General features: G+C 71.7%; 14 protein-coding genes and 1 pseudogene. 7 read left to right on the top strand and 8 right to left on the bottom strand.

What is annotated here, in order from left to right; translation table 11 throughout:
* Positions 1-304: 304 nt before the first annotated feature.
* From IE250_RS21220 to IE250_RS21230, 3 genes and pseudogenes are all read left to right on the top strand, one after another.
* Positions 305-1072 (top strand): annotated as a pseudogene (locus IE250_RS21220) (transposase family protein); the annotation flags it as partial.
* A 132-nt stretch (positions 1073-1204) separates the two neighbouring features.
* A complete protein-coding gene (gene ypfJ / locus IE250_RS21225) occupies positions 1205-2089 on the top strand; it encodes a KPN_02809 family neutral zinc metallopeptidase (RefSeq protein ID WP_189671313.1) in 885 nt (294 codons plus the stop codon).
* Between the two features lie 156 nt (positions 2090-2245).
* Entirely contained in the window at positions 2246-3610 is a 1365-nt protein-coding gene (locus tag IE250_RS21230) for an aminoacyl--tRNA ligase-related protein (protein ID WP_189671314.1), read from the top strand.
* 68 nt (positions 3611-3678) lie between these two features.
* On the opposite strand, the gene IE250_RS21235 is transcribed toward IE250_RS21230, so the two are convergent.
* Entirely contained in the window at positions 3679-4335 is a 657-nt protein-coding gene (locus IE250_RS21235) for a hypothetical protein (protein ID WP_189671315.1), read from the bottom strand.
* A 56-nt stretch (positions 4336-4391) separates the two neighbouring features.
* Complete coding sequence (locus IE250_RS21240; RefSeq protein WP_189671316.1) at positions 4392-5588, bottom strand: MFS transporter; 1197 nt, start codon at positions 5586-5588, stop codon at positions 4392-4394.
* A 167-nt stretch (positions 5589-5755) separates the two neighbouring features.
* Between IE250_RS21240 and IE250_RS21245 the strand changes: the two genes are divergently transcribed.
* A complete protein-coding gene (locus IE250_RS21245) occupies positions 5756-7354 on the top strand; it encodes an ABC-F family ATP-binding cassette domain-containing protein (protein ID WP_189671317.1) in 1599 nt (532 codons plus the stop codon).
* Positions 7355-7361: 7 nt separating this feature from the next.
* Here the strand turns inward: IE250_RS21245 and IE250_RS21250 are convergent, their stop codons facing one another.
* From IE250_RS21250 to IE250_RS21260, 3 genes are read right to left on the bottom strand one after another with little or no spacing between them, the layout of a single operon-like run.
* On the bottom strand, positions 7362-8288 hold the full coding sequence (locus tag IE250_RS21250) for an SURF1 family cytochrome oxidase biogenesis protein (RefSeq protein WP_189671318.1): 927 nt from the start codon (positions 8286-8288) through the stop codon (positions 7362-7364).
* Positions 8285-8536, bottom strand: a complete 252-nt coding sequence (locus tag IE250_RS21255; RefSeq protein WP_189671319.1) for a hypothetical protein — start codon at positions 8534-8536, stop codon at positions 8285-8287. Before IE250_RS21255 ends, IE250_RS21250 begins: the two co-directional genes overlap by 4 nt.
* 11 nt (positions 8537-8547) lie before the next feature.
* Positions 8548-8904: a DUF3099 domain-containing protein gene (locus IE250_RS21260; protein ID WP_189671320.1), complete on the bottom strand. Its 357-nt coding sequence runs from the start codon at positions 8902-8904 to the stop codon at positions 8548-8550.
* A 238-nt stretch (positions 8905-9142) separates the two neighbouring features.
* Between IE250_RS21260 and fabG the strand changes: the two genes are divergently transcribed.
* From fabG to IE250_RS21275, 3 genes are all read left to right on the top strand, one after another.
* Complete coding sequence (fabG, locus tag IE250_RS21265; protein ID WP_189671321.1) at positions 9143-9880, top strand: 3-oxoacyl-ACP reductase FabG; 738 nt, start codon at positions 9143-9145, stop codon at positions 9878-9880.
* A 160-nt stretch (positions 9881-10040) separates the two neighbouring features.
* Complete coding sequence (gene fabI, locus IE250_RS21270) at positions 10041-10811, top strand: enoyl-ACP reductase FabI (RefSeq protein ID WP_189671322.1); 771 nt, start codon at positions 10041-10043, stop codon at positions 10809-10811.
* A 17-nt stretch (positions 10812-10828) separates the two neighbouring features.
* Complete coding sequence (locus IE250_RS21275; protein WP_189671323.1) at positions 10829-11371, top strand: SixA phosphatase family protein; 543 nt, start codon at positions 10829-10831, stop codon at positions 11369-11371.
* 55 nt (positions 11372-11426) lie between these two features.
* Here the strand turns inward: IE250_RS21275 and IE250_RS21280 are convergent, their stop codons facing one another.
* The 3 genes from IE250_RS21280 to serB form a co-directional block, all read right to left on the bottom strand.
* Positions 11427-11693 (bottom strand): putative endonuclease domain-containing protein, encoded by a 267-nt coding sequence (locus IE250_RS21280; RefSeq protein ID WP_189671324.1) that lies wholly within the window; start codon positions 11691-11693, stop codon positions 11427-11429.
* 60 nt (positions 11694-11753) lie between these two features.
* Positions 11754-11993: a hypothetical protein gene (locus tag IE250_RS21285; RefSeq protein ID WP_189671325.1), complete on the bottom strand. Its 240-nt coding sequence runs from the start codon at positions 11991-11993 to the stop codon at positions 11754-11756.
* 250 nt (positions 11994-12243) lie between these two features.
* Complete coding sequence (serB, locus tag IE250_RS21290; protein WP_189671326.1) at positions 12244-12894, bottom strand: phosphoserine phosphatase SerB; 651 nt, start codon at positions 12892-12894, stop codon at positions 12244-12246.
* Positions 12895-12934 lie beyond the last annotated feature (40 nt).

A 12934-nucleotide genomic window follows, 5' to 3' on the forward strand; every position in this document is an offset into this window, starting at 1 on the left:
GCGTTCATGTCTCTCCTCCTTGAGAGTAAATGTGAGCGCTAACATTCGAGCGCAGTCTTCCGGGCGGGCAGTGGCGTGTCAATGCCTTGTGGCGGGCGGTGCCGGTGTTGTCGAGCGCAGTGAGGTCTTCTCGCCTCGTTCCTCAGCGCGATGATGCGTCCTTGAGGAAGGGGTTGAACGCGGGAGGTCGTCGCGCAGGGCCGTGACCTGCGGGTTCACGGTGTGTCGCGGTCAGGACGCGGGGTCCTGACCGGAAGGATCGGGAATCCGCCAAGACACCCAGTTCCCCAGCGAGGACCCCGCGTTGATCACCTATCCTGCCAGCCTCGACGTGCCCCGAGCCACCCTGGAAACAGTGACGAGGTGGCTGGCCGCCCACCGGCGCCGGCCAGGTTCCCGCCCGGTGCAGCGCGCCGCGACCGCCCGCACGCAGGCGCTGCTGGTGCTGCGCTGGTTCAAGGACGCCACGAAGCTGCGGATCCTGGCCCTGGACGCCGGCATCAGCATCGCGACCGCCTACCGCTACCTGCACGAAGCGATCGACGTGATCGCGCAGAAGGCACCCACACTCGGGCAGGTCCTGGAACACGCCAACGCCCAGGACTGGCCCTTCCTCTGCCTGGACGGCACGCTGATCCCCGCCACGAAGATCGCCGCCCACGGGGCCGGGGCCGCGGACCTGTGGTGGTCGGGCAAGCACGCCCAGCACGGCGGGAACCTCCAGGTCCTGACCGGCCCTGCCGGCTACCCCGAATGGGTCAGCCCCGTCGAGCCCGGCACGGTCAACGACATCGTCACCGCCCGCACCCACGTCCTGCCCTGGCTGTATCCCGCCGCTGCCGCGGGACTGCCCACGCTGACCGACAAGGGCTACGAGGGCGCCGGGATCGGCATCATCGTGCCGTTCAAGGGGACCACCCTGAACGCCGACGCGGTCAGCCGCAACGCCGCGATCAACGCGCTACGCGCACCGGCCGAACGGGCCAACGCCCTGCCGAAAGCGACCTGGCCCGTCCTACGACGCATCACGCTCGACCCCTGGCGCATCACCGCGATCGACGCCGCCGCACTCGACCCATTCCAGTACGTCGGTGGTGGTCGGCGGCAGTGGTCTTGTCGTCATGGCGGGCGACCGGGCCGCCGTAGCGGACTTCGTAGCCGGAGGGCCGCGCCACGTTGCTGCGGCCCCCGGTAACGTGGCGGTGTGACATTCAACGAGGGTGGCCAGTTCGAGGGTGGCCGCGTCCGCAAGGGCGGCGGACGCCGCGGCGCCATCGCAGTGGGCGGCGGTGGCGGCGCGGTGATCGTCATCGCGCTGCTGTACATGCTGCTGACCGGCAACAACCCGGCCGAGATCCTCGGCGGCACCAGCTCCGACGGCGGCGGCGAGCAGGGCTACATCGGTGAGTGCACCGCCGAGGAGGCCAACACCAACCGCGAGTGCCGGCTGAACGCGGCGGTCCAGTCGCTCGACGCGTACTGGGCCGCCACCCTCCCGGAGCAGGGCGGCGTCGAGTACGAGCTGCCCGACGTCGTCAGCTTCACCGACGCGGTCGACACCGGCTGCGGCTCCGCGACGTCGGCGACCGGGCCGTTCTACTGCCCCGCGGACACCACCGTGTACGAGGACCTCGCGTTCTACGACGAGCTGTCCAGCCGGTTCGGCTCCTCGGGCGGGCCGCTGGCGGAGATGTACGTGACCGCGCACGAGTTCGGGCACCACATCGAGAACCAGCTCGGACTGTTCGAGCGGGCCGACCGGTCGGGAACCGGCCCGGAGTCCGACTCCGTGCGCATCGAGCTCATGGCGGACTGCCTCGCCGGGATGTGGGTCGGCAACGCCGCGACCACCGAGGACCCGGACACCGGCGTCACGTTCCTCGATCCGATCACGGAAGCCCAGCTGCGCGACGCGCTGTCCGCCGCTTCGGCCGTCGGCGACGACAACATCCAGCGCAGGTCCAGCGGCGACGTGAACCCCGAGGCGTTCTCGCACGGCTCCTCCGACCAGCGCGTCCAGTGGTTCACGATCGGCTACAACGGCGGCACCATCCAGGACTGCAACGCGCTGGACGCGTCCAACCTCTGACGTTACGGTTACAGACATGCACCTCAGCGCACGCACGACGACGCCGGACACCTCCGGCGCGCGCTGACCTGCAACTCAGCAACCAGGCCCCGGAGCTCGCTCCGGGGCCTTTGTCATGTCGGGCGCCGGGGCAGCTCCTCCATCGAAGGAGTAGCCATGAACATCCCCGCACCCGGCAGCCCGGCCGTGCACGACGCCCCGCCGGTCCTTGATCACCGCGAGCTAGGCCGCGACATGCGGATCTTCGACTCCAGCCCGCTGGTCGGCCCCGGCCTGCCGCTATGGCTGCCCGCCGGGGCGGCCGTGCGGTACGAGCTCGAGCAGTACGCGCGAGAGGTAGCGCTTCGCACCGGCTGCGAACCCGTGTACTCGCCGGTGCTCGGCAAGCGGTCGCTGTACGAGCGGTCGGGCCACTGGGCCAAGTTCGCCGACGACATGTTCCCGCCCATGTCGCTCGGCAGGTCCGACGCCGCCTCCGGTTCGGACGGCGCAGGGCCCGGTTCCGACGGCGAGGCCGCCGACGCCGACCCCTTCGTGCTGCGCCCCGCCAACTGCCCGCACCACGCGCAGATCTACGCGTCCGAGCCCCGCTCGTACCGCGACCTGCCCGTGCGCTACTCGGAGCTCGGGTCGATGTTCCGTGCGGAGCGGTCCGGCGTGCTGTCCGGGCTGAGTCGCGTGCGGCAGATCAACCTCGACGACGCGCACGTCTTCTGCCGCCCTGACCAGGTCGGGGCGGAATTGCGCACCGCACTGGCCGCGATCCTGGAGGTGCTCGACACCCTGGGCATCAAGGTGTCGTACCTGCGCCTGTCGGGACGCGACGACTCGGACAAGTGGCTGGGCGAACCCGAGCAGTGGGCCTCGGCAGAGGCGGCGCTGCGCGCGGTGCTCGGCGACGTCGCCGCCGGGCTTGACTGGCGCGCCGAGGCGGGCGAGGCGGCCCCCTACGGCCCCAAGATCGACGTCCAGGTGCTCGACGCGCGCGGCCACGAGGAGACCCTCGCGACCGTGCAGCTCGACTTCAACCAGCCCGAGCGGTTCGACCTGACCTACTTCGCCGCCTCGGGCGAGCGCGAGCGGGTGGTCATGATCCACCGCGGCACCGTCGGGGCCATGGAGCGGATGGTCGCGTTCCTCCTGGAGCGGCACGCCGGACGCCTGCCGTTCTGGCTCGCGCCGGTGCAGGTCTGCCTGCTGCCGGTGTCCGACCCTTCGGCGGGCTCGGGGCAGCGCGCCGATGATCCCGGCGCCGACGAGGTCGGGGAGCTGGCGGCCGACCTGCGCGCCCGGGGTCTGCGCGTCCGGGTGGAGCGGGACGGGTCGCTGGGCAACCGGATACGGCTGTCCCGCAAGCGCCGGGACGCGCTGCTGGGCGTGCTCGGACCGCGCGAGGTCGAGGCGGGTGTGCTCGCGGTGACCGACCCGGCGTCGGGCGCGAAGGTCTCCGTGCCGCTCGCAGAACTGGGCGACCGGCTCGCGGACGCGGCAAAGCGGCGTGTCCTTCGGGTCGCGCTCTGAGCAGGTCTCGACAGGCTCGACCGGCGAGGGCAGGCCGACCAGCGAGGTCAGGCTCGACCAGCGAGGGCTCAGCCCGCCCAGGTGCGCAGGTCGCGGGCCGCCAGGTGCACGATCTCCAGCTCGCGCTCGGTGAGCACCGGCTTGAGCTTCTGGAGCCACGGCACCAGCTCGTCCGCGGTGAGCACCTCGAAACCGTTGGGGGGCCCTGCCACTTGCGGCTCGTCGGCGCGTACGAAGACGATCACCGGCTGCACGGTGATCGGCACCCGGGTCGCCCGGCCCAGGATCTCCTGGGTCCGGCGCGCCTCGTTCAAGGCGGCGTCGGCGGTGATCTCCTGCTCGGGGCGGTACACGGTGTGGATGGAGAAGATGCCGCCGGGCCCGATCACGAGCTGGTCGAGCTCCAGCGCGCCGCCGTCGGACTGTACCGACTGCAGCACGCGCCAGGTGGGGCGCCGCGCGACGAGCTCCCAGAGCTCCCCGGCGACGGCCCGCGCGCCGGAGATCCGGCGTCGAATCGCCCGGTGCTGCTCGTCCGGGTGGCCGGTCAGCAGGCCGCGCAGCACCGTTACGGCGTGCTGCCGGAAGTACGCGCGGTGCCGGTCGATCAGATGCTTCGCCGGCCGGTTGTTGGTCAGGTCATCACCGCGGGCCAGACGGCCGGTGCGGAGCTGAGGTAGAGCGTCGGTGACGGTGATCGGAACGCTGAGGGATTCTGAGCCCATGCGGCGGACGTTACGTCCGCTATGGCATCGGCGCGCGTTCTGGCAGTGAAGAAGCGTCAGACCTGCGTCGATGGGAATGCCCGGCGCGCCACCACCACGACGACCAGCGCCGTCACGACGAGCGCAGCCCCCGTGTACGGGATTGCCGCGGCCCCCGCGCCGTCGAGCACGAGCGCCCCGAGTGCGGCGCCGCCGCCGATCCCGATGTTGGCCGTGGCGTTGACGAGCGCGCCGACGACGTCGGGCGAGGCCCCGCGCGTCCGGATGGCCGCCGTCTGGAAGACGGCGGCGACGGCGCCGAAGCCGATGCTCCACACGGCCGCGGCGGCGAGCGTGCCCACTGTGCTGGGGAAGGTAAGTCCGAGGGCGAGGATGCCGCCGGCGACGACGACCAGGGTGACGACGGTGGTCTGCCGGGGCCGCACGTCGAGCCGGGCGGCGGCATAAGCGGCCCCGATGAGGCCGAGGGCGCCGACGAACAGGAGGGCCGGGCCGACCGCGGCCATGGCGAGCCCCGCGGCCAGGAGCAGCACCGATATATACGTGTAGACGGTGTAGTGGCCCAGGTAGACGAGGGCGTTCGCCGTGGTGACGGTGGCCAGCGCGGTGCGGCGCGCGCCGCGGGCGGCGTCGTTCGGGGGAGTGCCGCCTCCCGGGACGGACGGCAGGAGCACCGCAGTGAGCACGCCGGCGAGCGCGCACGCACCGGCCAGGACCAGGAAGGACGTGCGCCAGCCGACCGCGGTGCCGAGCGACGTCGTCAGGGGCACGCCCAGGACGAACCCGACAGACGCCCCCAGCGTGACGAGCGCCAGCGCGCGGCCCGCGAGGTGCGGGCGCACCAGGCGCGACACGTACCCGATGCACACGGAGAAGAAGACGGCGTGTGCCGCTCCGCCCAGCGCCCGGGCGACGGCGACCACCTCGAACGTAGGCGCCAGCACGACGATCAGGTTGCTCGCGGTGTAGACGGCGAGCGCGCCGAGCAGCACCGCCTTGCGCGGCAGCCGGCGCGTGGCGGACGTCAGGGGGAGGGCGAGCGCCGCGACCATGAACGCGTACGCCGTCACGAGCAGCCCTGCCAGGGACTCGGAGACCTCGAGGTCGTCGCTGATCAGGGGGAGCAGACCCACCGGGACCAGCTCCGTCGTGATGGCGACGAACGTCGCCAGCGCCAGGGCGAACAGGCCGCCGGCGGCGCCGCGTACGTCGCCGGGATGCCAGGTCGGGGGCCGGGGGCTCGAGGTAGGCATGGGTTCCATCCCAGACCTGACGTGCCCGGATGGCAAGGTGAAATGAGCGGTAGTGACATTCGTCGCGGCCTGCCCGACGTCGGACCGGGACCCCCTAGACTGGAGCGGCCCCCGTCGCCGTGGGCCGAACCACCACCTGCCACCCCCCAACTGTGAGGAACACCTGCGTGATCACTGCCCATGGCGTCGAGCTGCGCGTCGGCGCGCGCGTGCTGCTGAGCGAGGCCACCTTTCGGGTCGCCTCGGGCGACCGGATCGGCCTGGTCGGCCGTAACGGTGCCGGCAAGACCACGCTGACCAAGACCCTCGCGGGCGAGACCCAGCCGTCGGGCGGGCAGATCGTGCGCGGCACCGACATCGGCTACCTGCCGCAGGACCCGCGCACCGGCGACCTGGACGTCCTCGCGATGGACCGCGTGCTGTCGGCGCGGAACCTCGACAAGGTCATCGCGCAGATGCGCCGGGCCGAGGGTGAGATGGCGTCGGCGGACCCGGCGACGCACGAGGCCGCGATGGAGCGGTACCCCAAGCTCGAGGCGCGTTTCCTGGCCGCCGGCGGTTACGCCGCCGAGTCGGAGGCGCAGATCATCACCGCGAACCTGGGCCTGGACGAGCGAGTCCTGGCGCAGCCGCTCGGCACCCTGTCCGGTGGCCAGCGCCGCCGGATCGAGCTGGCGCGCATCCTGTTCAGCGGCGTCGAGACGCTGCTCCTGGACGAGCCCACCAACCACCTCGACGCGGACTCGATCCTCTGGCTGCGCGACTACCTCCGTGCGTACAACGGCGGGTTCATCGTGATCAGCCACGACACCGAACTGCTGCGGGCCACCGTGAACAAGGTGTTCCACCTGGACGCCAACCGAGGTGAGCTCGACCAGTACAACCTGGGCTGGGACGGCTACCTGGAGCAGCGCGATACCGACGAGCGGCGTCGTCGGCGGGAACGGGCGAACGCCGAGAAGAAGGCCGGCACGCTGCTCGCCCAGGCCGAGAAGATGCGCGCCAAGGCCACCAAGGCGACCGCGGCGCAGAACATGATCAAGCGCGCCGAGAAGATGCTCGGCGGGCTCGAGGCCGAGCGCGCCTCGGACCGCGTGGCCAACCTGCGCTTCCCGACGCCGGCGCCCTGCGGCCGCACGCCGCTCACCGCGAGCGGGCTGTCGAAGGCGTACGGGTCCCAGGAGGTGTTCGCCGGGGTGGACCTGGCGATCGACCGCGGATCCCGCGTGGTCATCCTCGGCTTCAACGGCGCCGGCAAGACGACGCTCCTGCGCATCCTGGCGGGCGTCGAGGCGCCCGACACCGGCGAGGTGGTGCCCGGTCACGGGCTCAAGCTCGGCTACTACGCCCAGGAGCACGACACGCTCGACATGAACGTGACGGTCGTGGAGAACCTGCGGCACGCCGCGCCCGACCTCACGGACACGCAGGTCCGCTCGGTGCTCGGCTCGTTCCTCTTCAGCGGGGACGACGCCTACAAGCCGACCAACGTGCTGTCCGGCGGCGAGAAGACGCGCCTGGCGCTGGCGACGATCGTGGTGTCCGGCGCGAACGTGCTGCTGCTGGACGAGCCCACCAACAACCTCGACCCCGCGTCGCGCGCCGAGATCCTCGGGGCGCTCAAGACGTACGAGGGCGCGGTGGTCATGGTGACCCACGACGACGGCGCCGTCGAGGCGCTGGAGCCCGAGCGCGTCCTGCTGCTGCCCGACGGCGACGAGGACCTCTGGAACGACAGCTACCAGGAGCTCGTCTCCCTGGCGTGACCGCGGCTCAGCGCAGCTGGGCCTCGATCAGCGCGTCTTCGTCGTCCTCCGCGGTCCGACGGCGGTCGCGGGCCGGCCTGCGCGCCCGCACGCCGTCGGCGTCGGCCTCGTTCTCCGAGGCCAGCAGCAGGTCGCCGGCCGACACGCTCTCGCCGCGCAGCGCCCCGCGCTCGCGGCGCCACAGCAGCACGTACCCGCCGATCGCGCCGATCGCGAAGATGACCCACTGGAACGCGTACGACAGGTGCGAGCCCGGGTCGGTGTCCGGCTTCGGCAGGGCGGCGAGCTGAGTCTCGGGCGCGGGCTCCTCCGACCGGAGCGCGCCGTACGCGCCGACGGTGCGGCCCTCGGCCCACGCGCCGCCGTCCGGACCCGCCGCGAGCACCTGCTCGGTCGAGATCGCCTGCACCTGCCCAGGGGGCGTGCCGCGGCTCGACGGGGGCTCGTCCGCGCGCAGCGACGCCACCACGGTCACCGTGCCCGACGGCGGCGCGGGCACTGCATCGGGCGCCGACCCGTCGGACCCGAGCGGCACGAACCCGCGGTCGACGACGATCACGATGTCCTGCCCGGGGAGCTGCGCCTCGAACGGGACCAGCACGTGGTACCCGCCGCGCCCGCCCACGGGCCGGTTGCGCAGCAGCACCGTCGCGTCGGTGACGTAGCTCCCCTCGAGCTCCACCTGCTGCCAGATGTCGGTCGCCGGCACGACGGCGCCGGGGCCGTCCAGGATCTCCTCCACGGGCACCGTGGGTGCGGACCAGTTGGCGTTGACGAGGTCGATCTCGGCGTTGCGGGCCTCGGACCGGTTCCACTGCCAGCGCCCGGCCACGAGGCACAGGGCGGCCAGGACCACGGCGGCCACCGCGAGGATCACCCACTGCCGGGTGGTGCGGGGGCCGCGGGCGTCGTCGGGCGCAGCGCTGCCGCTCACGACACCCGGTCCAGTTCCGCCACCGCCACTGTCTGCTTCCAGAACGACCGCGCCGCCAGGAACTGCTCGAGGTGCTCGCGGTGGTCGTCGCACGCGAGCCACACCTTGCGCCGCTCGGGGGTGTGCAGCTTCGGGTTGTTCCACAGCAGGCCCCACGTGGCCTGCGCGCGGCAGCCCTTCGAGCTACAGATCAGCTCGCCGTCGGGCACGGGGTCGGGTGCGGGGCCGGAGAGGCCGAGGAGGTCCATCGGTAGTCCGCTCAGTCGTCCACGTGGTCGATGACGCGGCCGGAGCCCGGGCCGTTCGGCACATCGGGGGAGGCCGGGGAGCCAGGGGCGTCGGGCAGCTCGGTGAGCGCGGGGGCGGCCTTGGGCGTCACGGGGGAGGTGTCGTGCTCGGCGTGGTCCCGCCCGGCGTTGGCGATGAGCACCGCCGAGTACGGCAGCACCACAGCGGCGGCTACGAGCGCCCACCGGAGCCAGCCGTCCACCGCGACGGCGCCGATGATGCAGACCACGCGGATGGACATCTGGATGAAGTAGCTACGCGTGCGGCGCGCCTGGTCCACCGCCAGCGGCTCGGGGGCCGAGGTGATGGAGGGTACCGGCTCGCTCATCCTGCCAGTCTACGTGCGTCGGGAACCCGTCGAGCACCCCGTCGGCGCGCCCCGGACGCGCGGGTAGATTGTAGGAAACCGACAAGGACGAGTGGATCCCTGTGGCCCGCCGCGCGCGGCGAGTGTCAGACGCGCGGGGTAGCGTCGCAGCGGACCCGGACGACCGAGGTTCTGGCCGCGGCCCCAGACTCGTGCGGCCTCCCGTGCAGCACCATCCAGCATCGAGGAGCTTCAGGTGATGACCACCTCTCAGAGCATTGCCGCAGGCCCGACCGGCCGTGTCGTCGTCGTGACGGGTGCCGCTCGCGGCATCGGCCGCGCAATCGCCGAGCGTTTCGTGGCCGACGGCGACCGCGTCGCCACGATCTACCGCGGCGGCGAGCTGCCCAAGGGCGTCGAGGCCTATGTGGCGGACGTCACCGACTCCGCGGCCGTCGACGCCGCGTTCACCGCCATCGAGGCGGACATGGGCCGCGTCGAGGTGCTGGTGGCGAACGCCGGCGTGACCAAGGACCAGCTCCTCATGCGGATGAGCGACGAGGAGTTCCAGTCGGTGATCGACGTGAACCTCACCGGGACCTTCCGCTGCGTGCGCCGCGCGTCCAAGGGCATGATCCGGGCCCGGAAGGGCCGCATCGTGCTGGTCGGCTCGATCGTGGGCACGCTCGGTGGGGCCGGCCAGGTCAACTACGCCTCGTCGAAGGCGGCCCTGGTGGGCATGGCCCGCTCGATCACCCGCGAGCTCGGCTCGCGCGGCATCACGGCGAACGTCATCGCGCCGGGCTACGTCGAGACGGACATGACCGCGGCACTGTCCGAAGAGGTGCGCAAGACCTATCTCAAGAACATCCCCGCCGCGCGCTTCGCCAGTGTGGACGAGATCGCGTCGGTGGTCTCGTTCGTCGCGTCCGACGCCGCGGGCTACATCTCGGGTGCGCTCATCCCCGTCGACGGTGGTCTCGGGATGGGTCACTGAGCCGTACGCTGGCGCCGCTACCTGCGGGTTTGCCCGTACATATCCAACATTCTCGACAACAAACACGGCGCGGAGTTTCGTTCCACGCCGTATTCCGCATTACGCTCGCACCCAGCACAGGGGTCGCCTCGGCACGCCTGCGCCTGAACGGAAGGACAACATGGGTCTCCTCGAAGGTAAGAAGCTGCTCGTCACGGGCGTGCTGACGGACTCGTCGATCGCATTCCACGCCGCCAGGCTCGCCCAGGAGGAGGGCGCGGAGGTCGTGCTCTCGTCCTTCGGACGACAGATGAAGCTCACCCAGGCCTTCGCCAAGCGCCTGCCGGTCGAGGCGCCTGTGGTCGAGCTGGACGCCACGAGCCAGGAGAACCTCGACGCCCTGGCGGACGCCGTGCGCGCGGAGGGCTTCGACCGGCTCGACGGCGTCGTGCACTCGATCGGGTTCGCGCCGCAGTCCGTCATGGGCGGCAACTTCCTCACGGGCACCTGGGAGGACGTCGCCACCGCGCTGCACGTCTCCACGTTCTCGTACAAGTCGATAGCCGTGGCCGCCAAGCCGCTGATGACCGACGGCGGTGCCGTCGTCGGGCTGACGTTCGACGCGCAGTTCGCCTGGCCGGTCTACGACTGGATGGGCGTGGCCAAGGCAGGCCTCGAGTCCGCGAACCGCTACCTGGCGCGCGACCTCGGCCCCGAGGGCATCCGCTGCAACCTCGTCTCGGCAGGGCCCATCCGGACCACCGCCGCCAAGTCCATCCCGGGCTTCGCGACGATGGAGGACGCCTGGCCGACCCGAGCCCCGCTCGGCTGGGACCAGACCACCGCGGAGCCGGCGGCGCGTGCCGTGTGCGCGCTCCTGTCGGACTGGTTCCCGGCGACCACCGGCGAGATCGTGCACGTCGACGGCGGCGTGCACGCCATGGGCCAATAGATGGGCAGGAGGCACTGATGGGCAGAGCGCCGGGCACGGAGCCCACAAGGGAGCCCTTGCGGCGACGACTTGTGTTGCTCCGGCACGCGAAGGCGGAGCCGCCGTCGGACCTTCCCGACGAGAAGCGGCCGCTCGCCCTGCGTGGCCGGGACCAGGCAGCGAAGGTCGGTGTGGCTCTGGTCGCATCCGGCCTCGTGCCCGACGCCGTCCTCGTCTCCGGGGCGGTCCGCACGCGGCAGACCTGGGACCTCGCGCGCAAGCACCTCGGGGACCCGCCGGTGGCCTTCACGGACGAGCTGCTGGGGGCGATGCCGCGTGGTGTCCTCGCGCTGGTGCGCGAGCTCGACCCTGCGACCCGGACCGTCCTGGTGATCGGCCACGAGCCCGCGATGGCGGGCACGGCCGAGCTCCTGGCCGGTCCGGGGTCCGAGGACGGCGCGCTCGCGCAGGTGCGCGTCGGCGTCCCGACGGCGACGTACTCGGTGCTGGAGGCCGACGTCGCCTGGGCCGAGTGGGACCGCAAGATGGCCCGCCTGACAGAGGTCACCCGCCCGGCCTGACCCCTTTGTTGTGGGCGCGATCGTTGCGCCTAAAACGGGCACGATGTCGCAACGATCACGCCCACAACTCGTAGGCGGGCGTGGAGCGGGTGCGGATCGCTGTCCTCAGGTCGTCCAGGAACGGTCCCGGCCGGTCGTGATCGGCTTTGACCACGACGATGACGATCCATCCGAGCGCGCGCAGCAGGCGCCGCTTGCGGATGTCGCCCTGCCACGTCGCCCGGTCGGTACGGTGCAGGTCCCCGTCGTACTCGATGGCGATCTTCCACCGTCGGTAGAGCAGGTCGACCCGGGCGACGTGGCGGCCTTCGGCGTCCAGCACGTCCCCGTTGACCTCGGGGCACGGCAGCCCCGCATCGACGATCAGCAGTCGGGTACGGGTCTACTGCCGGGTTCGGTGCCCGACGACGTCAGGCCGCTGCGGCCGGTCCTCGGCATTCCGGGTCGTGACGTGCAGGCGCTCGTCGTCCGCCATGGTCCAAGGCACGTCCACGCCGAGGAGTCGTAGTGCGGTGACGTGGGAGAACGCGACGTCGTCATCGAGCACCGTTGCGAGTGCTCGGCAGCGGGCCAGCAGATCGGTCGGCGTGCCCGGCGCGATCCGGACGCCGGTGAACGGCACGTCCCAACCGGCGCGGAGCTCGTAGGGTTTGGCGCCGTCGGCCAGTGCGGACGGGACGCTGAAGGGGCCGTGGCCGAAGCGCGGGTCGGATGGACGTCGTGGGCGAGGCGTACCAAGAACGATGGCACGTCACCAAAGGCCAGCAATCAACCCATCCACACCTCTGGAGCCGTCTCTTGGCTGTGGGCGTGATCGTTGCGTCTACCAGCCCGTTTTAGGCGCAATGATCGCGCCCACAGCCAAGAGGCGGTCAGAGGAGGTCGAGGACGGCGTCCAGGCGGCCCTCGATCGAGTAGGGCGCCTGCTCGCGGACGACGGGCTTGGCGTTGAACGCCACTCCGACGCCGGCGATGCCGATCATGCCGAGGTCGTTCGCGCCGTCGCCCACGGCGACCGTCTGCTCCATCGGGATCCCGAGATCCTCGGCCCACTCGCGGAGCGTCGCGGCTTTGGCCTCGCGGTCGATGACGGGGCCGACGGTGCGGCCGGTCAGCACGCCCTCGGCGGCCTCCAGCCGGTTGGCCCGCACGAGCTCGATCCCGAGCTCCTGCGCGATCGGCACCACGATCTCCTCGAACCCGCCCGACACCAGCCCGAACGCCCAGCCGCGATCCTTGCACGCCGCGACCAGCTCGCGGGCGCCCGGCGTCAGCTCGACCGCGGCACGCACCTTGTCCAGGGCCGCGACGGGCACGCCGGCCAGGGTCGCGACGCGCTCGCGCAGGGACGCGGCGAAATCGAGCTCGCCGCGCATCGCCCGCTCGGTCACCGCCGCCACCTCGTCGCGGGTACCGGCGTGCTCGGCGATGAGCTCGATGACCTCCTGGCGAAAGAACGTCGAGTCGGCGTCGGTCACGATGAGTCGCTTCACGCGCCCAGTCTGCCCGAACGCTGGACCCATCCGTGCAGCCGTCTCGCTCTCACCCTGGTTGTGGGCGTGA

It is taken from the genome of Promicromonospora soli, assembly GCF_014653785.1.
Lineage (GTDB): Bacteria > Actinomycetota > Actinomycetes > Actinomycetales > Cellulomonadaceae > Promicromonospora > Promicromonospora soli.